The organism is Desulfovibrio desulfuricans, assembly GCF_024460775.1.
Taxonomy (GTDB): Bacteria; Desulfobacterota; Desulfovibrionia; order Desulfovibrionales; family Desulfovibrionaceae; genus Desulfovibrio; species Desulfovibrio desulfuricans_E.
This window is the reverse complement of sequence record NZ_JANFYZ010000020.1, coordinates 1-19,110: the sequence shown is the minus strand read 5'-3', so window position 1 is coordinate 19,110 and position 19,110 is coordinate 1. Positions and strand designations below refer to the sequence as shown.

The following is a 19,110-nucleotide window of genomic DNA, read 5'->3' as shown; positions in this document are numbered from 1 at the left end:
TCTATTCAACAACAAGTGACATAGATATAAATACAAACATAATAACGTTATAGATATGCAAACACAAAACAGTAAACAAGATGAAACACAGATAGGAGATTCAAATGAACAACATAAACTTTAGAGAAATGATGTGTGACAATGATGATAGCCTGTATAGACCAAATATACATGACAAACTATCAACACTCCTTACGGAGTACACAACTATACACAGTAAAACAATGGTTATTCGGTTTGATGTGACCTACCCCAAAGGCTTCATGGCTGTCGAAGATAACAGCGATATGTCAAATCTAATGAAACTGCTTATTCAACAGTGTTCACGCAATGGAGTGTCACCAGCGTATTTTTGGGTAAGAGAGCAATCTCTCAAAAGTGACAATCAACACTATCACTGCATGTTATTGCTCGATGGCAACAAGACTTGCAGGTACTATCCCTACATCAAGTCAGCAGAAGAGATATGGGGCAGGATACTCGATGTGGACCCTAAAGGGCTGATCCACTATTGTGACAGAGACCCTGACGGCAACAGGCAAGCTAATGGCATCATCTTGCGCAGTGATGACCCAAGCTACGAGGGCAAGATTGAAGCCGTTGTACGGCAAGCCATGTACTTGGCTAAAGACCACACCAAAGGCATCTGCAACGATGGATTCAGAGACTTTGGCATGACACGTATGGCAAATGTTTCACGCCTTAGGGTTCGTCGGACGAGACGAGAACAGGATCAGGCAGACAGCTACTACGCATAAGCCGTGCTGGTTACCCTTTCGAATGCTCTAATACTATGCATTCCCACACCAACCCTTATCAGCCCAACAGGCAGGAGAACACATGCAACAATACTGGCAACGCAATTTTGATCGCTCAGACAACTTGATCCGCCAGGGCATAGGCTCCGAGGCATTCTTTAGATCCATAGAACAAGAATTGCCGCCTGTGGTCTCAAGGGCAGAGCTGTCAAAGGCAACTGGCGGGCTCGTTTCAGCCAAAACACTCTCGAACGAAGACGCTTTGCGCAAAGGTCCCGCAGAGCGTGTACGGGCAGGGTCAAAAATTGGCTACACCCGCGCCTCAGCCATGGCGTACATTCGGAAAAAATTTAAACTGTTATGAAAAATTTGAGGTGATTATGTACGGTTTTACCCCGCGCAGTGCCAATCAGCCTGCTTCTGACAAGCAACTTTGCTATGCCTATGACCTCGCGGAGCGGCAGGGCCTAGACGCTGAAGCGCTTTGCTCAATACACTTCAGTAAAGAATTTGCTGAGATGACAGCAAATGAGGCCAGCCAGCTTATTGATCTGCTAAGGGTGTGAAAGGAGTTGAGGGGCGCATACCAATGTTTGATGCAACATCCCTAGTCTGGCCTTGGCTTCATCGCCCCCGAACCGAATAATTGTAGTCCCAGTAACGTTGCCACGCCCCGCCATGCGGCACGCCTGAAACAACAACGCAACTTTCTGGCTGGTTCACTGCTCGACAGAACCCCTCGCTGATTTCCGGGGGTATGGTCGCATCCGTGCGGCTGCTTAAATGCCGCTGGGGCAAGTGCTGCAGCGATGGAGCCACCGCCTTAGGGTTCAAAGTTTCTGCAAGCTAGCTCACGCCCTGCAGGTTTGCCCAAGCATCAATATCAAGATTGCCTGCAACTGTTCCCAGAAAGGTCACATCCTGCCTCATGGCAGCAAGTAGTGCCGCAGCCCCGCCACCGTCAGAAAACCCGACCATTATGCCTCGTTTGCTCCAAAGATTCTTGCTAATGATTAGAGCAGGCTCTAGTCTGCAAAAAAAATCGATTGCGTTCGAAACTCGGGGCTTGATAATGGTACTGACAAAAAAAATCAATAGACTCTACTGAGAAAGAAATATATGACTGAAAATATTCATAATACACTAATACAGTCCATCCAGGCTGTTGAAGGTCTCTATTACCGCCTGATTCTACTGGTAGGCAAAACCGGTTCAGGCAAGACAAGAGTTCTTCGAAAATTGGCCGAGACTGTCGGCTCATCCGTCGTCAACGTCAATCTGGCACTTTCAGGCGAACTGCTTGAGCTGACGGCAAAGCAGCGGTCGCTTCGGCTACCGGGCATCCTCGATCAGATCGCGGACCAGGCTCAAGCACCCGTGGTGCTGGATAATCTCGAGATCCTTTTCGACAAGGATCTCCAGCAGGACCCCTTGCGCCTGCTGCAGGGCATTTCAAGAAACCGGGCCGTGGTGGCTTCGTGGAACGGAATCATGAATTCCGGGAGGCTTTTGTACGCCGAAACCGGCCATCCCGAGTACCGCAGCTATGACTCGGTCGATGCGCTGATTGTGGGCATGGATGGCTCGGCCACGGTCGATTCGGCAAAAAACAATAGAGAGGCAGGGCTGGCGTGAAATACGGAGATCTTATCCAATTCGATCCGATTGAGTCGGTGGTTCAGTTGCGTGACGCGGATAAAGCGAATGCCGCACACACCCTCGTGAACACCTATGTCATTTCCGAGGAAATGGCCGAACGGCTCATCCAGCTTATCATTCCTCAGATGCAGTTCGACCAGCCGGTCGACAACAAGGGCCTGCTGGTCGTCGGTAACTACGGCACCGGTAAGTCGCACTTGATGTCGGTGGTCTCCAGCCTTGCCGCAGACGCCTCCCTGCTGGAAGGGCTGAAGAACGATGGTGTCCGCGACGCAGCCTCTCAGATCGCCGGACGTTTCAAGGTTATCCGTACCGAAATCGGAGCCACCACCATGTCCCTGCGCGACATCCTGGTGGCCGAACTGGAAGAGCATCTCGAAAAACTCGGTGTGGAGTATGTGTTCCCCGAGGCGGGCACCATCACCAGCCACAAGCGGGCCTTCGAAGACATGATGGCCAAGTTCGGCGAGGTCTTCCCCGAACACGGCCTGCTGCTGGTGGTCGATGAGCTGCTCGACTACCTGCGCACCCGCAAGGACCAGGAGCTGATCCTCGACCTCAACTTCCTCCGCGAGGTCGGCGAGGTCTGCAAGGACCTGCGCTTCCGCTTCATGGCCGGTGTCCAGGAAGCCATTTTCGATAGCCCGCGCTTCGCCTTTGTCGCCGACAGCATCCGCCGGGTGAAGGACCGCTTCGAGCAGATCCTCATTGCCCGTAGCGACGTCAAATTCGTTGTGGCCGAGCGTCTGCTTAAGAAGACCACAGAGCAACAGGCCAAGATCCGCGACTACCTGATGCCCTTTGCCAAATACTATGGCGGCCTCAACGAGCGCATGGACGAGTTCGTCCGGCTCTTTCCCGTGCATCCCGATTACATCGACACCTTCGAGCGGGTTACCGTGGTGGAAAAACGCGAGGTGCTCAAAACCCTGTCCATAGGTATGAAGGGCATTCTCGGTAAGGACGTGCCGCAGGACGAGCCTGGCCTGATCGCCTTCGACAGCTACTGGAACACGCTCAAGCAGAACGCCTCGTTCCGCGCCATTCCCGAGATCCGGGCGGTCATCGATTGCAGCCAGGTGCTGGAATCCCGCATCGAGAACGCCATCACCCGTAAGCAATACAAGCCGATGGCGCTGCGCCTCATCCATGCGCTGTCCGTCCACCGCCTCACCACCGGCGACATCTATGCTCCCATGGGCGCATCCGCCGAGGAGCTGCGCGACCGCCTCTGTCTTTTCGATCCGCTGATCGCCGAGCTGGGCAGCGACGAACCGGATAAGGACTTGCAGACCCATGTGGAAACGGTCCTGCGCGAGATCCACAAAACGGTCAGCGGCCAGTTCATCTCCTTCAATGCCGACAACCGCCAGTTCTATCTCGACCTGAAGAAGACCGACGACTTCGACGCCCTGATCGACAAGCGGGCCGAAAGCCTGGGCCAGGCCCAGCTCGACCGTTTCTATTACGAGGCGCTCAAGCGGGTCATGGAATGCCAGGACGCCACCTATGTGACCGGCTACAAAATCTGGCAGCACGAACTGGTCTGGCAGGAGCACAAGGCAGCCCGCTCCGGCTACCTCTTTTTCGGGGCACCGAACGAGCGTTCCACCGCCGTGCCGCAGCGGGACTTTTACCTCTACTTCATCCAGCCCAACGATCCGCCGCGCTTCAAGGACGACAAGGTCAACGACGAGGTCTTCTTCCGCCTGAAAGGCACCGACGAGGAATTCCAGACTGCGCTGAAGAGCTATGCGGCCGCACTGGATCTTGCAGCCACCTCATCGGGCCATGCCAAGGCCACCTATGAATCGAAGGCCAACGGTTTCCTGAAGAAGCTGGTCCAGTGGCTGCAGAAGCACATGAGCGATGCCTTCGAGGTCACCTATCAGGGCCGCGCCAAGTCCATGACCGAATGGGCCAAGGGCAAATCCATCCGCGACCTGTCGGGCCTGTCGCCTCACGAGACTATCAACTTCCGCGACTTGGTGAACACCATCGCCGGTGTCTGCCTGGCACCGAACTTCGAGAATCAGGCTCCGGACTATCCGTTCTTCTCGGTCCTGATCACCGGCAACAATCGCGCCCAGGCCGCGCAGGACGCCCTGCGGGCCATCGCCGGTCAGAACCGAACCAAGCAGGCCACCGCTGTGCTGGACGCCCTGGAGCTGCTCGACGGCGAGAAGATCGATTCCTACAAATCGAAGTACACCAAATTCATCCTCGATGCCGTCAAGGCCAAGGGCCACGGTCAGGTGGTCAACCGCAGCGAGATCATTCAGGACGATCACGGGCTGGAATACATGAACCCCGGCGGTGGTCGACTTGAGCCGGAATGGGTGGCGGTCATCCTGGCTTCGCTGGTCTACTCCGGCGACATCGTGCTCGCCATTCCGGGCAAAAAGTTTGACGCCACCGGCCTGCAGCAGCTTGCCGCGACCGGCATGGACGAGCTGGTCCGCTTCAAGCACCTGGAGCAGCCCAAGGAATGGAACCTGCCCGCGCTCAAAGCGCTGTTCGAACTGCTCGGCATGACGCCGGGCATGGCCCAGCTTGTCACCCAGGGCAAGGACGAGCCGGTGCAGAACCTGCAACAAGCAGTGGGCAAGATCGTCAAGCGCATCGTCATGACCCAGCAGACCCTGCGCGAAGGGCTCTCCTTCTGGGGCCTGGACCTGCTCGCGGGAACCGACCTGGCCAGCCAGGCCAGCGGGCTGGACGAGGCCAAGGGCTTCTTTGAATCGCTCCAGGCCTATTCCTCGCCGGGTAAGCTGAAAAACTTCCGCTACAGCGCTCCCGAAGTGCTGGCCCACGAAAAGGCCGTGAAGGCCCTGGATGAGCTGGACGCCCTGCGTGAGTTCATCATGGACCACAGCCCGACGGCGTCCTGGCTCTCTACCGCCGAGGCGGTGCTGCCCGCCGAGCACGACTGGGTGGATCGCATGAAGACCACCCGGCAGGACGTGCTGGATGCCCTCAAGCAGGCCGACCTGACCGAGCTGGCCAGCCAGTCCCAGCCCATCGGGGCCAAGCTGCAAAAGCTGAAGAAGGATTACACCGTCGCCTACATCGGCCTGCATACCAAGGCGCGGCTGGGCGTGAACGACGACCAGCGCAAGGCAGGACTGCTCAACGATCAACGCCTGCAAACCCTGCTCAAGCTGGCTGGTATAGACCTGATGCCCCGGCAGCAGCTCACCGATTACCAGAACCGCCTGGCCGGACTGAAAAGCTGCTTCGCCCTGACCGAGCAAAACCTCGACGCCTCGCCCATTTGCCCGCATTGCGGGTTCCGGCCTTCGATGGAAACCAGTACGACTGCAGGCTCGCAGATGATCGACCAGATGGACGCCCAGCTCGACGCCATGGTGGCGGCCTGGACCTCCACCATCCTTAGCAACCTGGAGGACCCGATCACCCAGGCCAATATGGATCTGCTGAAGATCGATGACCGTGAGCCCCTGGAAGCCTTCATCAAGTCGAAGGAACTGCCGGTTCCGCTGGACAGCAACTTTGTTCACGCCCTGAAGGAAGTGCTCTCCGGCTTGGTCAAGGTCACCGTCAAGGCGCAGGAGCTGCAACAGGCCCTGCAGGTCACCGACGGCCCGGCCACCCCGGCAGAGATGAAGAAACGCTTTGAGGAGTACATCGATCAGCTCACCAAGGGCAAGGACCCGGCCAAGGTGCGGATCGTCATGGAATAAGAGTGACTAAGCGGGTGACCAACTTCGCCGAGTTTGGTCACCCGCAAAGTGACCAAGCTGAGACACAAGACGAAAGCCAAGGATTATGAAGATGAAAGAAACCAGTTTGTTCGACTCGCTGCTTGAAGAGCCGCAGAAGCCCTCCGGCCCGGTGACTTGCCTCGGCATGACCTTCGAGAACGATGAGGCCCGCCGCGCCCACTTTACCGAGGAGCTGCGCAAAAAACTGCAGGACCCGGAGTTTCGCAAGATCGAAGGCTTTCCCATCGGCAGCGACGAAGACATCCTGAACCTGAGTGATCCGCCGTATTACACCGCCTGTCCGAACCCGTGGATCGCCGACTTCATCGCCGAATGGGAGGCGCAGAAGCCAGAGCAGCCCGAGGGCAATCACTACCACCGTGAACCCTTTGCCTCTGATGTAAGCGAGGGCAAGTACGACCCTATTTACAGGATGCACCCATATCACACCAAAGTGCCTCATAAGGCCATCATGCGTTACATCCTCCATTACACACAGCCGGGTGATATCGTTTTTGATGGTTTCTGTGGAACGGGAATGACGGGAATAGCCGCAAGATTGTGTGGTGACCGAGGAGAAATACTAAACCTCGGCTATCAGGTAAAGCCTGATGGAACCATTTTACGAGAAGAGATGGATGAGGATGGGAAGAAGGTTTGGAAACCATTTTCTAAGATAGGGCGCAGAAAGTCAGTCCTAAATGATTTGTCTCCTGCTGCGACATTTATCTCCTACGCATATAACAGCCCTTCCGATGAGTTTAATTTAAAAAAAGAACTCAATCGGTTAGTTGATGTTGTCGAGAAAAAGTGTGAATGGATGTTTGAAACCACTCATTCCAATGGAATGAAGGGGAAAATTAATTCTGTTATCTGGTCGGACGTATTTGTTTGTCCAGAATGTGCGAAAGAAGTTGTGTTTTGGGATGCGGCTGTCGATGTTGAAAACGGCCAGGTTCTCGACACCTTTGCCTGTCCAAATTGCGCATCAAAGCTCACTAAAAGAAATCTTGAACGTTGCTGGACAACCTTTTTTGATCCGTTGCTAAACGATTCCGTCACTCAGGCTAAGCAAGTTCCTGTTAGGATTAGTTACATATACGATAGTAAGAAGTTTGAAAAGAAACCAGATTCAGACGATTTTGACCTTTTGGCAAAAATCGAACAAAAAGGAGCAGGAAGCCATATAGGTTACAGCGAGATCCCAGAAGGTGATAAGACAGGGGAACCGCTTAGAATGGGTTTCACTCATGTTCACCATCTTTACACTGTAAGAAATTACAATACACTTTTGGAGTTCAGAGCCTTAGCAAGCGAAAGCAAGTTCTTAATTCCTCTTTCTATTGTTGCGTCAAAAATTACCAAACAATACAGATTAACGTATCAATCTGGAACTTGGGGGGCTGGAGGTGGGCCACAAAGCGGAACCCTCTACATCCCATCTCTTATTAAAGAGCTTAATATCATTAGGATGCTGCGTGATGCGATTGAAAAAGTAGTGTTTTGCCATGAGGATTCTTTTTATTGTTTGTCAACTCAGTCCTCAACCACACTCCAAATACCCGACAACTCAATAGATTACATTTTTATAGACCCACCATTCGGTTCAAACCTTAATTACTCAGAGTTAAATATTTTATGGGAATCCTGGCTTAAAACTCAAACCAATAACAAAGAAGAAGCAATTGAGAATAAAACGCAAAAAAAAGGTTCTGATGAATATAGAGCGCTAATGACCAATTGCTTTAAAGAGGCTTATAACGCGCTTGCGCCTGGCAGATGGATGACTGTTGAGTTCTCAAATACTAAGGCATCTGTGTGGAACAATATTCAGACATCCATTGCCGAAGCTGGATTTGTTATAGCGAACGTATCGGCATTAGATAAGAAAAAAGGCAGTTTCAATGCCGAGACAAACCCAACTTCTGTCAAACAAGACCTTGTTATCTCAGCCTACAAACCCAACGGCGGTTTTGAAGAGCGCTTTCAGAAAGAGGCGCAAACCGAAGAAGGTGTTTGGGATTTTGTCCGCACGCACTTGAAGTATCTGCCAGTCACGAAGCAACAAGGAGCCTTGCTGCAATTCGTCCCGGAACGTGATCCGCGCATCCTGTTCGACCAAATGGTGGCCTACTACGTCCGCAAAGGCTACCCTGTCCCAATTTCAAGCCAGGAATTCCAGATCGGGCTTTCGCAGCGTTTCATCGAGCGCGATGGCATGTTTTTCCTGTCGGATCAGGTGGCCGAATACGACCGCAAGAAGATGACCTCGGGCGAACTCAAGCAGATGGCCATGTTCGTCTCCGACGAGGCCTCCGCCATCCAGTGGCTCCGCCAGCTCATCAAGGAAAAGCCGCAGACCTTCTCCGACATCAATCCGCAGTTCATGCAGCAGCTTGGCGGCTGGAGCAAGAACGAGGCCCAGCTCGACCTGCGCGAACTGCTAAACCAGAACTTCCTCTGCTACGACGGCAAAGGCCCGGTGCCCGAGCAGATCCACGCCTACCTTTCTACCAACTGGAAAGAGCTGCGCAACCTGCCCAAGGATGACCCGGCGCTGGTGACCAAAGCCCGTGACCGTTGGTATGTGCCCGATCCCAACAAGGCGGGCGACCTGGAGAAGCTGCGCGAGAAAGCGCTGCTCAAGGAGTTCGAGGAATACAAAGAGGTCAAGAAAAAGCTCAAGGTCTTCCGCCTGGAAGCTGTCCGCGCCGGATTCAAGAAAGCCTGGCAGGAACGCGACTACGCCGTCATCGTCGCCGTGGCCGATAAGATCCCCAACAACGTCCTTGAAGAAGATCCCAAGCTGCTCATGTGGTACGACCAGGCAGTAACACGAATGGGAGGGGAATGAGATGCTAAAGCAATTACGAATACAGAACTTCAAAGGCTGGAAGGATACCGGCACCATTCGTCTGGCTCCCATTTCACTGTTCTTCGGTGCCAACAGTTCCGGTAAGTCCAGCATCGGGCAGTTTCTGATGATGCTGAAACAGACCGTTGAATCACCGGATCGGAAAGCCGTGTTTTACCCGGGCGGAAAAAACTCCGCCGTTCAGCTTGGTTCCTATCAGGAAATGGTTTTCCATCGTGATCCGGCAAACAAAATTGCTTTCGACTACAGATGGTCATTGACGGAGGACTTGAAGTTTAAAGACCCCCTGTCAGGCCAGATTTTTTCTGGCGATGAATTGGATTTTAGTGCCGAGGTCGAATTAAGCGACTCAATGAAGAATTTGCTCCAGGTCGCGGAATTCAAATACCGTCTTCTCAACAAAGATACGCAGTCTCTTTCCATTGATCTTTCACGAAAATCCGACAAACGTGAATATGCTGCATCGGCAGAGCAATACTCTCTTGTCAGAAAGAAAATGCGTGCTTGGGCACTCAAAGATGTTGTTCGATTTTATGGTTTTCCTGACGAGGTGGTCGCCTATTATCAAAATGCCGATTTCGTTCAGGATCTCAATCTTGCGCATGAAAAACTGTTCAACTCAATCTTCTACCTGGGACCACTTAGAACGAAGGCGGAAAGGCTTTATACATGGGGTGGCATCACTCCTGAAAGCGTTGGCTTTGCAGGCGAAAACACCGTAGCAGCTATTCTGGCAGCAAGAGACCGGAAAATTAGTTTAGGCTACAGGAAACACGAAAAACCGCTTGAGGAAATTATTGCTCTCAAGCTCAAGGAAATGAGCCTGATCGAAGATTTCAGGGTCAATCCTATATCCGAACAGCGGCAGGAATACGAGGTGAAGGTTCGCACCAAGGGGTCAAAGGACTGGGTGGATCTCCCGGATGTCGGATTCGGTATTTCGCAGGTCCTGCCGGTTCTGGTGCAGTGCTTCTATGCGCCTGCCGGGTCGATCATTCTTATGGAGCAACCGGAAATTCACCTGCATCCGAACGCGCAGTCAGCGTTGGCCGATGTGATGATTGACGTGATCAATTCCAGAGAAAATGGGGCTGATAGAAACATTCAAATAGTCATTGAAACCCATTCTGAACATTTCCTGCGCCGTTTGCAGCGGCGAATCGCCGAAGATTCTGTTCCACAGGAAAAAGTGTCGGCCTATTTCGCCAATATCTCCAAGACCCCCGCTACGCTTGAACCTCTTCAAATTGACATATTCGGCAACATCCAGAACTGGCCGGAAAATTTCTTCGGTGATGAAATGGGTGACATCACCGAACAAGCCAAAGCGGCCATGAAAAAACGGATGCAACAGAGCACGGAAAAGCCGGAGGCATCCAAATGAGTTTGCCGAAGAAGTGCCTCGTGGACACGAATGTGCCGATTAACGCGAATCTTGCAATCGACCCGGCAACAATCCCTGACAATCTGGTTGCTTGCGTCCAAAGTTGCGTCGATGCCATTGACCATGTGATGAAAAAGGGTGAATTCGTAATTGATTCCGGTGATGAAATCTACAGCGAGTATTTAAACAACCTTTGCCTAAGCGGGCAAAAGGGGATTGGCAATGCCTTCATGAAGTGGGTTCACGATAATCGTTGGAGCCTGCCTGATTCCGACCGGGTAGCCATCTCCAAAAACGGCGACTCCTATGACGAATTTCCAGTCCATGACGGATTGGTAAATTTTGACAAATCGGATCGAAAGTTTGTTGCCGCCGCAAACGCTCACCCTGCAAAACCACCGATCCTGCAATCTACAGACAGCAAATGGTGGGGCTGGAAAGATGCTTTGAATGACGTTGGTATTACTGTTCATTTCCTCTGCCCGGAATATGTCGAGACCAAGTATGCGGAGAAAATCGGGGCGTGAAAGACGATTTTTTCAAATTCCCCTCCACGCCACATCTGGCAACGCTGGCTGGCGTTGATATCCGGGGTGACAAGGTGCTGTCGGAATCGGAGCGTGATGAATTCCTGCAGCACGACCTTATGGTTGAGGAAAAGGTAGATGGCGCGAATCTGGGAATCTCTTTTGATTCGGAAGGAAATATTCGAGCACAGAACAGGGGCGCATACCTGCATTTACCTGGATCTGGTCAATGGAAAAAACTTGGCGACTGGTTGACGCCACGGACCGATACGCTGTTTGAGCATCTTTCCGACCATTTCATACTCTTCGGGGAATGGTGTTATGCCCAGCACTCGGTTTTTTATGACCGTTTGCCGGATTGGTTCCTTGGTTTCGATGTTTATGACAAACGATTTGGCCGATTTCTATCTTCAAAACGCCGGGATGATCTCTTTACGAAAATGGGCGTTGCTCAAGTTCCTGTCCTCGCACGCGGACACTTCGCATACCCGGAAGTGCAAAAATTCCTATCGACATCAAAACTCAGCGATCAGCCTGCGGAAGGCATCTATCTCCGATTTGACCAAGACGACTGGCTGGCGCAACGGGCCAAACTGGTTCGTCCGGCATTTATCCAGGCTGTGGAGCAGCACTGGTCACGCTCCGCCATCAGACCAAACCGGTTGAGACTGGAGGTTCAAGGATGAAATCTTCCAGTGTTGGTCAGGAGTGGCAATACAGCACCGTTCATAACAGCGCCTGCAAGGTCATCGAAGAACAGACCTTGTGGGGGCAGACGGTGTGCCGTGTCTGGTTGCCGAACCAGGACGCGGTGGTGCGCGTGCCCCGCTCCGCATTGCGGCCGCTGAGTGCCGACTTGCAGCCGGAGATCGAGGCTGGACGCATTGCCTATGTGGCCGCCGCAGCCAAGGTAGCCGAGGTGCTCGAAGGTTCCACCAGCGCCACCGAGGGCCATGTGCTGCTGGCTCCTATGGAGTCCAATGTCATTCCTCTGCCGCACCAGATCCACGCCTTGTCCCGGGCCATCTCCGGTGACCGCGTGCGCTACCTGCTGGCCGACGAGGTGGGTCTCGGCAAGACCATCGAGGCCGGGCTGGTCATGCGCGAGCTCAAACTGCGCGGACTGGTGCGTCGGACATTGGTCGTCTCGCCGAAGGGAATCGCTACCCAGTGGGTGGCGGAAATGCAGACCCACTTCAACGAGCAGTTCCAGCTCGTGCTGGGCGACGACATCGGCACATTGCAGCGTCTGGCTCCCAATTTTGATAAAAGCGCGGACCACCGGAGTTCAGCCTGGGTGATGTTCGATCAGGTCATCGTCTCCCTGGATTCGGTCAAACCCATGGACAAGCGGCGCGGCTGGACCGCCGAGCGCGTCGCCGAATACAACCGCAGCCGGTTCGAGGATCTGATTACCGCAGGTTGGGATCTGGTGATCGTGGACGAAGGGCACCGGTTGGGTGGCAGTACTGATCAAGTCGCCCGCTACAAGCTCGGCAAGGGGCTGGCGGAAGCCGCGCCCTATGTGTTGCTCCTTTCGGCGACTCCCCACCAAGGCAAGACCGATGCCTTCCATCGGCTGATGAACCTGCTGGATGACGATGCCTTTCCGGATATGGACAGCGTCTCCCGCGACCGGGTGGCTCCGTATGTCATCCGTACAGAGAAGCGCAAGGCCATCGATGCCGACGGCAAGCCGCTCTTCAAACCCCGGCGGACGCAGATGGCCCCGGTGGCCTGGGAGAGCCGTCACCAACTGCAGCAGCTTCTTTACGAGGCGGTGACCGACTATGTGCGCGAGGGCTACAACCAGGCTATGCGCGAGAAGAAGCGCCATATCGGCTTTCTGATGATCCTGATGCAGCGCCTGGTGGTTTCCAGCACCCGGGCGGTCCGCACCACGCTGGAGCGTCGGCTTGCGGCACTCAAGGATGGTGAGCAACAAGCCAGCCTGCGTCTGGCGGAACTGGAAAACGGCGCGGAGGGATCGGAAAGCCCAGACGATGAAATAGCCGAGCTCTATGACATGGACGGCCAGGAGCTGCTCGATGAGCTGCTGAAATCCCACGTGTCGGCTCTGCAGAGCGAAGGCAGCCATGTTGAGACCCTGCTCGAAGCGGCGGTCCGCTGTGAACAGGCGGGTCCGGATGCCAAGGCCGAGGCGCTGATTGAATGGATTTACAAGCTGCAAGCCGAGGAAAACGAACCGGATCTGAAGGTGCTGATCTTCACCGAGTTCGTGCCGACCCAGCAGATGCTGAAGGAGTTTCTGGAAGCCCGGGGAATCTCGGTGGTCACCCTGAACGGCTCCATGGCCATGGAGGAACGCAAGCAGTCCCAGGACGCCTTCCGCAAATCCCACCGCGTGCTGGTTTCCACCGACGCGGGTGGTGAGGGCCTGAACCTGCAGTTCGCCCACGTCATTATCAACTACGACATCCCCTGGAACCCGATGCGGCTGGAACAGCGGATCGGCCGTGTGGACCGTATCGGGCAGCCCAAGACGGTGCGGGCAATCAACTTTGTGTTTGAGGACTCGGTCGAGTTCCGCGTCCGCGAAGTGTTGGAGCAGAAGCTCTCGGTAATCTTCGACGAGTTCGGCATCGACAAGACCGGCGACGTGCTCGACTCCGCCCAGGCCGGTGAGATGTTCGAGGATGTGTTCGCCTCGGCCATTCTTAATCCTGACGGCATCGAAACCTCCGTCGATCACACGGTGGCCCGGCTTCGCGATGAGATTCATCAGGTGCGCGAGGCCTCCGCAATCTATGGCATTTCAGAAGAACCGGATGTGCAGGCTGCTGAGCGTCTGCGTTCCCATCCGCTGCCCCATTGGGTGGAGCGGATGACGGTGGGCTATCTCAATTCTCACGGCGGCGCGGCCACCCGCAAGCGCTCCTGGTGGGATCTGAATTGGCCGGACGGCCAGGAACACCGCAAGGCCGTGTTCAATGCCCGGGAAGCGGATCGTCTGACCGACGCAACCCTGCTCAATCTTGAAAACAGCCGTGTTCGTGGGCTGGCCCTGAACCTGCCGCAGATCGCGGCTGGCCAGCCATTGCCCTGCGTAAGCGTGAGCGGATTGCCAGCCAGCATCTCCGGGCTCTGGGGGCTCTTTGAAATCCGCCTTCAGGCCGGGATGCACCAGAAGACACAACTCCTGCGCATCCCCATGGTGCGGCGGGGATATGTCAGTGTGTTCCTGAGCGAGGAAGGCAAACTGTTTCTGCCCACGGCCCGGCATATCTGGGATGCGCTGCAGACAGCGGAAACCCAGGTGCAGGCCACCCTCGGCCAGGACGAATCCATCATCGCCCATGAGCGGTTGCAGGAAGCGGCAGAGCAAGCCGGACAGGAGCTGTTCGACGCCCTGCAGCAGGCGCATCTCGCCTCTGTGGCTCGCGAGGAGGAACGCGGCATCGTCTCCTTTGCCTCGCGCCGCAAGGCCATTGAGCGGGTTGGATTGCCGGAGGTGCGGCAATTCAGGCTCTCCCGTTGCGATGCGGACGAATCCGAGTGGCGGCATGAACTTCAATCAGCAAGGCAGATCGTGCCGGAAATCCGGCCGCTGCTGATGCTGCGGATCATCAAGGGAGGCGCTCAATGAGTAGTTGGCGAGACGCCATCCTGAACGACTTTGTACCGAACGTCAGCAAGCTGACCCTAGTCGCCGATCCGGATTGCTTGTTGACCGAGGAGAAGCTGGCGCTCGAATTACGCGGGCGGGGCTTCGACCTGATCGAGTTCAGTGACCCGGTCGAATTCAGATACGCCTATGAGTCCAAGTACCGCTCGATCTGGGACCGGGGTGAGCACACAGACCTGGTGGTGGTCCTTCGCTTACAGAATGCGGAGCTGGAATCCTTGCCTTACGACCTACTCCAGGCGGGCCGCAAGCTTTCATTCAACTTGGGGGATCTCTTTCCCAACCTGAGCTATCCGGTCATTGAAAAGCTCGACAGGAGCTTGCTGGATTCGCTTTTTGAGGCCCAGCGCAAGTCACCGCCGGATCGCATGGGCGACAACGCCACCAAGGATTTCATTCTCCGTCATGTGTTCGGCATTGCGGCGGAACTAATTGGGGGCGAGGTGGAGCTGCTTCGCGCATTGCTGCGCCTGCACTATGGGAAGCTACAGATCCCGCTGATGCTGGCTGAGCGGCTTATCCAGGTTCTCAAAGGGCATGATGGATTCAAGGCTTGGCCGCTCTCTGAAATCGTTCCGGACGATGAGGCGTTCTTCGCCTTTTTGCAGGAACGCTGGCCGCTATTTCTTTCCAGGCTCGGCAGCGCTCATCAGGTACGGGAGGATTCGCCGGAATACGGCCTCAAGTATCCCGGCCCTGATCGCCTGCCGTTCGACCATCAGGACATCAAGGTCTACATCGACAACCTGTTCCTGGAGGGGAAACTCACCCCTGTCGAGGCCAAAGGCATTGAAGTGGATGCCGGGTCCTGGGTTCGAAGCGGCATCGCCACGTCCGGCGTGGACGATGACGAGCTACGGATCTCTCGCTTGTTTGGCCTTGTCGAGAAGGAACTGCCCACTGCTGAAGCGCGTTACTCGGACTGGACCGCCTTTGCATTGAAATGGGCCGAACTTTCTTCGCTGGTTCATTGTGGCAACAGCACCGAGTATCAGACCCGGCTCAGGGAAATCGGCGATGCACTGAACACGACCTTTGCCGCTTGGCTGGCCGACCACTACTCCAGTCTGATCAACTTGCCGCCGACCAATCCGGCCATGCTGCACCACGTGCCGCGCCGCCTGGCTCGGGATATCGAGGATTCGGGTAGTAGCCGTGCGGCGTTGATTGTGGTTGACGGCCTGGCCTTGGATCAGTGGGTAACCATTCGCCAGCTTCTGCAAAAGCAGGACGCCAATCTGGTCATGCGCGAATCCGCGACCTTCGCCTGGATTCCGACGCTGACCTCGGTATCGCGGCAATCGATCTTCTCGGGCAAGCCGCCGCTCTATTTCCCGTCATCCATCAACTCGACCAACAGCGAAGAGAAACTCTGGAAGCAGTTCTGGGAAGGCCATGGTCTGTCCCGGCTGGATGTCGCTTACCAGCGCGGCCTTGGCGACGGCGATGCTGCGGGCGTCCTCGACTCCGCAATCCACCCCGGGAAGACCAAGGTGGTGGGGCTGGTCGTGGACAAGGTCGACAAGATCATGCACGGCATGCAACTCGGCTCGGCCGGGATGCACAACCAGATCAAGCAGTGGTGCCAGGGTGGTTTTCTGGCTGCACTGGTCGGCCAACTGCTGGAATACGGCTATGAGGTCTGGCTGACGGCCGATCACGGCAACATCCAATGCGAAGGTAAAGGCCGCCCGTCTGAAGGTGTGATTGCCGAAACTCGCGGCGAGCGGGTTCGTGTCTATCCCACGCCGGAACTCCGCTCTCAGGTGGCTGGGGTCTTCCCGTTTGCCCACGAGTGGCAGCCGGTCGGGTTGCCCGCAGATTATTTCCCCCTGGTGGCCGGTGGCCGCGACGCATTCGTGAACCCGGGAGATGTCATCGTAGGTCACGGCGGTGTAGCCATCGAAGAAGTCATCGTGCCCCTTGTGAAGTTTGAAAGGAGGACACGGTGATGGGCAAAAGACACGAAGCCATTGGCATCAAGCAGGCGAATCGTTTCGAGTGGATGCAGAAAGCAGCCAATCTGCTGCTGGCAGGACTCGACGCCAAAACCATCCGCCAGGAGCTGCATGAGTTCCTCGTGGACAGAAAAGGCAATGGCTCAGAGGGCGAACGAAGCGACCAGACCCGGACCTTTGTCGTCAACAATCTGATGAAGATCTGGGTCTCCCCTGACCCCGAGTTGATCCCGTTCCGGGATGCCTCGCTGGCTTTTCTGCGGGAAAACCCGTCCATGGCCCTGGCGGTCCACTGGGGGATGATCTCGGCGGTCTATCCCTTCTGGTTCAACGTGGCCCGCCAGACCGGCCGCCTGTTGGCCTTGCAGGATCAGGTGACCCAGACGCAGATTATCAACCGCCTGAAGGAACAGTACGGCGACCGGCAAACCGTGAGCCGCTATGCGAGATTTGTCATCCGCTCCTTTGTCGCCTGGGGAGCCCTGAAGGATTCCGAGGCCAAGGGCTGCTATGAGAAAGTCGCTCCGGTGAGCATTGTTGAACCAAACCTAGCCATCCTGATGTTCGAATCTTCACTCCTGGCCATCCCGGAGGCCAAGGGCGCATTGGGGCTGCTCCTGAACAACCCGGCATTCTTCCCATTCCAGCTCCCCGTGATGACCGGTGATTTTGTATCCCAGCGTAGCGACCGGATCGACGTGGTTCGCTATGGACTGGACGATGAGCTGTTGAAATTGAAGGGCAACTAAATCAGGGATGGGACGTGAATGCCTTGGACTTCGGAACACACTAAATGGCTGGTCGACACCGACCAACAGCTGAAGACCGTCGACGGCAAGGATGTCGAGGTCTGGGAGTTCCGTCATGAGAACGACGTAGCAGTGCTTTCGGCCGGGGCGAAACACTTCCGGAATCATTACTGCCTGGACGCTGAAATCGATTTTCTACGGGGCAAGCAAGCGCGTAAAGACTATCTTAATACACTTAAATTCCCTTGCTGTTCTGACCCTCCCCCCGAAAAGTATTCCATTGAAAAATTTAGTGTGGCATAGGAGCATAAGGATGGAATATGGGACAATGTTATTCGTCAAATCTTAAGAATATATTACTCTTACAAGAACGCCAGAGTAATGCTTCAAATCACCCTAATAGCCCTGTCCAGCACTAAGCTGGGCGGGGCTTTGTCATTCTGGTATCATAGGAGGATTTTTATATGAACCAATACCAATCAGAAAACATCACCGATTTGGCCAAAGTTCTGCTCAACGTGCAGCGAACCGTGCAACCAGTTACAAAAGATGCTGAAAATCCTTTCACCAAAAGCTGGTACGCCAGCCTTAACAGCGTCATGGACGCCTGCCGCGATGCGCTTATTGAAAACGGCATCTGGCTGTGCCAGTATCCGGTGCCGGTGGAGCAGCCCAACTCTTTGGGACTGGTTACCAAGCTGACGCATGCGGAATCTGGGCAATGGCAAAGCTCGCTGGCAGTGGTGCCTTTGCCCAAAGCCGACCCTCAAGGCATGGGTTCGGCCATGACCTACGCAAGGAGGTACGCTTTGACCGCCATGCTGGGCATGGTCACGGAAGATGACGACGGTGAGAGGGCAAAAATTGGACGCAAGTCGACATTACGCCCTAAATTGCCCGTAGTTGCCCCTGAATCGCAAAAAGGGGAACAACGCAACTCATCCACCGCAAACAACATTTCGGCCCCCTCAAATCGTCCGCCAGCAAGCCTTGAAAATCTTCCGCCGCTAGAAGGCGTCACCTACCAGCAAGTTACAGCCCAAGACGGACGTCCCTACATCATTGCCACCGGCAACACGCAGGCCAAAAAGGAACTGCTGACCGGTTCGGGCTTCCGGTGGAACCCGCAGAGAAAATTGTGGTGGAAGTATGTTGATGTCGCATAGCAAAAATCAAAATACCGAGTGAAAGGGCTGCCTGATGGCGGCCCTTTCGCTTTTATGGAGACAGGATCATGGAAATGACAGACCGCACGGAAGGCTTGCGGGCATTAATTCGTCAGGGGCTGCAAGCCGTCTCCCAGAAAAGTACCACCGCACAACTAGGCGATAGGTCCACCTATGTTGGCATGAGCGACATTGGCCAGCACTGGGAATGTCCTCGTGCCGTTCTCGCCCGTAAGGTGATGCCAACACCGAATAGCCTGGAGCGTCTGCTGACCCTGCAGCGCGGACATTGGTTTGAATCCGGCGTTGGCAAGGCGCTTGCGTCTCTGGGCCTGTATGTACTGCCTCAGCTTGAGATCAACTGGCAGCATCAGGGCGTGCCCATCAAAGCCCATCTTGATTTTGTGCTGGTCTGGGGTGCGCCCGTCAATGCCATACGGATTCTGGAAGTGAAGAGTACGGACAAGCTGCCAGCTTCGCCTCACGATTCTCACCTGCTGCAACTACACGGGCAAATCGGTCTGCTGGCCCAAGCCTGGGACAAACCCGTTTTCAGCCTGCGTGCTGAGGATGGCACGCTTTTGCATGAAAAGATGACCTTCCCTCAGCTTTGCCGTGCCCAACTTGGCCTTCAGTTGCCCAAGCAAGCTGAGAAACTGAGTA

15 protein-coding genes and 1 pseudogene are annotated in these 19,110 nt (G+C 55.0%); 15 read left to right on the top strand and 1 reads right to left on the bottom strand.

From position 1 onward, the window contains the following. Positions 1-104: 104 nt before the first annotated feature. The 3 genes from NE637_RS14470 (at position 105) to NE637_RS14460 (ending at position 1,324) form a co-directional block, all read left to right on the top strand. A complete protein-coding gene (locus tag NE637_RS14470) occupies positions 105-758 on the top strand; it encodes a YagK/YfjJ domain-containing protein (protein WP_256267773.1) in 654 nt (217 codons plus the stop codon). An 82-nt stretch (positions 759-840) separates the two neighbouring features. Next, a complete protein-coding gene (locus NE637_RS14465; protein WP_256267772.1) occupies positions 841-1,122 on the top strand; it encodes a hypothetical protein in 282 nt (93 codons plus the stop codon). A 16-nt stretch (positions 1,123-1,138) separates the two neighbouring features. Continuing rightward, complete coding sequence (locus tag NE637_RS14460) at positions 1,139-1,324, top strand: hypothetical protein (RefSeq protein ID WP_215646934.1); 186 nt, start codon at positions 1,139-1,141, stop codon at positions 1,322-1,324. A gap of 280 nt (positions 1,325-1,604) precedes the next feature. Here NE637_RS14460 and NE637_RS14455 read toward each other — a convergent pair whose 3' ends face one another. Further along, entirely contained in the window at positions 1,605-1,736 is a 132-nt protein-coding gene (locus tag NE637_RS14455; protein ID WP_256267771.1) for a hypothetical protein, read from the bottom strand. A 141-nt stretch (positions 1,737-1,877) separates the two neighbouring features. On the opposite strand from NE637_RS14455, the gene brxF reads away from it, so the two are divergent. From brxF to NE637_RS14395, 12 genes and pseudogenes are all read left to right on the top strand, one after another. Beyond that, entirely contained in the window at positions 1,878-2,393 is a 516-nt protein-coding gene (gene brxF / locus NE637_RS14450; protein WP_256267770.1) for a BREX-3 system P-loop-containing protein BrxF, read from the top strand. Continuing rightward, positions 2,390-6,121: a DUF6079 family protein gene (locus tag NE637_RS14445; RefSeq protein ID WP_256267769.1), complete on the top strand. Its 3,732-nt coding sequence runs from the start codon at positions 2,390-2,392 to the stop codon at positions 6,119-6,121. Before brxF ends, NE637_RS14445 begins: the two co-directional genes overlap by 4 nt. Before the next feature lie 91 nt (positions 6,122-6,212). Beyond that, positions 6,213-8,996: a DNA methyltransferase gene (locus NE637_RS14440; RefSeq protein ID WP_215646937.1), complete on the top strand. Its 2,784-nt coding sequence runs from the start codon at positions 6,213-6,215 to the stop codon at positions 8,994-8,996. A gap of 1 nt (position 8,997) precedes the next feature. Then, complete coding sequence (locus NE637_RS14435; RefSeq protein ID WP_215646938.1) at positions 8,998-10,401, top strand: AAA family ATPase; 1,404 nt, start codon at positions 8,998-9,000, stop codon at positions 10,399-10,401. Then, positions 10,398-10,928: a hypothetical protein gene (locus NE637_RS14430; protein WP_215646939.1), complete on the top strand. Its 531-nt coding sequence runs from the start codon at positions 10,398-10,400 to the stop codon at positions 10,926-10,928. The genes NE637_RS14435 and NE637_RS14430 overlap by 4 nt, the downstream gene beginning before the upstream one ends. Next, the gene (locus tag NE637_RS14425) at positions 10,925-11,614 is read left to right on the top strand and encodes an RNA ligase family protein (protein ID WP_215646940.1); all 690 of its coding nucleotides are present in this window, start codon (positions 10,925-10,927) and stop codon (positions 11,612-11,614) included. Before NE637_RS14430 ends, NE637_RS14425 begins: the two co-directional genes overlap by 4 nt. Beyond that, positions 11,611-14,535 (top strand): DEAD/DEAH box helicase, encoded by a 2,925-nt coding sequence (locus NE637_RS14420; protein WP_215646941.1) that lies wholly within the window; start codon positions 11,611-11,613, stop codon positions 14,533-14,535. Before NE637_RS14425 ends, NE637_RS14420 begins: the two co-directional genes overlap by 4 nt. Further along, positions 14,532-16,526: a BREX-3 system phosphatase PglZ gene (gene pglZ, locus NE637_RS14415; RefSeq protein WP_215646942.1), complete on the top strand. Its 1,995-nt coding sequence runs from the start codon at positions 14,532-14,534 to the stop codon at positions 16,524-16,526. Before NE637_RS14420 ends, pglZ begins: the two co-directional genes overlap by 4 nt. Then, complete coding sequence (locus NE637_RS14410) at positions 16,526-17,281, top strand: hypothetical protein (RefSeq protein WP_215646943.1); 756 nt, start codon at positions 16,526-16,528, stop codon at positions 17,279-17,281. Before pglZ ends, NE637_RS14410 begins: the two co-directional genes overlap by 1 nt. Before the next feature lie 18 nt (positions 17,282-17,299). Further along, positions 17,300-17,584: a hypothetical protein gene (locus NE637_RS14405; RefSeq protein ID WP_252209384.1), complete on the top strand. Its 285-nt coding sequence runs from the start codon at positions 17,300-17,302 to the stop codon at positions 17,582-17,584. A 161-nt stretch (positions 17,585-17,745) separates the two neighbouring features. Further along, positions 17,746-18,447: an ERF family protein gene (locus NE637_RS14400; RefSeq protein ID WP_215646944.1), complete on the top strand. Its 702-nt coding sequence runs from the start codon at positions 17,746-17,748 to the stop codon at positions 18,445-18,447. A 68-nt stretch (positions 18,448-18,515) separates the two neighbouring features. After that, positions 18,516-19,110 (top strand): annotated as a pseudogene (locus tag NE637_RS14395) (hypothetical protein); the annotation flags it as partial.

Bases quoted from the DNA above. Each gene is read 5' to 3' on its own strand.
- NE637_RS14410 (WP_215646943.1), top strand. From the start codon at position 16,526: ATGGGCAAAAGACACGAAGCCATTGGCATCAAGCAGGCGAATCGTTTC.
- NE637_RS14455 (WP_256267771.1), bottom strand. From the start codon at position 1,736: ATGGTCGGGTTTTCTGACGGTGGCGGGGCTGCGGCACTACTTGCTGCC.
- NE637_RS14400 (WP_215646944.1), top strand. From the start codon at position 17,746: ATGAACCAATACCAATCAGAAAACATCACCGATTTGGCCAAAGTTCTG.
- NE637_RS14465 (WP_256267772.1), top strand. From the start codon at position 841: ATGCAACAATACTGGCAACGCAATTTTGATCGCTCAGACAACTTGATC.
- NE637_RS14440 (WP_215646937.1), top strand. From the start codon at position 6,213: ATGAAAGAAACCAGTTTGTTCGACTCGCTGCTTGAAGAGCCGCAGAAG.
- NE637_RS14435 (WP_215646938.1), top strand. From the start codon at position 8,998: ATGCTAAAGCAATTACGAATACAGAACTTCAAAGGCTGGAAGGATACC.
- NE637_RS14460 (WP_215646934.1), top strand. From the start codon at position 1,139: ATGTACGGTTTTACCCCGCGCAGTGCCAATCAGCCTGCTTCTGACAAG.
- brxF (WP_256267770.1), top strand. From the start codon at position 1,878: ATGACTGAAAATATTCATAATACACTAATACAGTCCATCCAGGCTGTT.
- NE637_RS14405 (WP_252209384.1), top strand. From the start codon at position 17,300: ATGCCTTGGACTTCGGAACACACTAAATGGCTGGTCGACACCGACCAA.
- NE637_RS14430 (WP_215646939.1), top strand. From the start codon at position 10,398: ATGAGTTTGCCGAAGAAGTGCCTCGTGGACACGAATGTGCCGATTAAC.
- NE637_RS14470 (WP_256267773.1), top strand. From the start codon at position 105: ATGAACAACATAAACTTTAGAGAAATGATGTGTGACAATGATGATAGC.
- pglZ (WP_215646942.1), top strand. From the start codon at position 14,532: ATGAGTAGTTGGCGAGACGCCATCCTGAACGACTTTGTACCGAACGTC.
- NE637_RS14420 (WP_215646941.1), top strand. From the start codon at position 11,611: ATGAAATCTTCCAGTGTTGGTCAGGAGTGGCAATACAGCACCGTTCAT.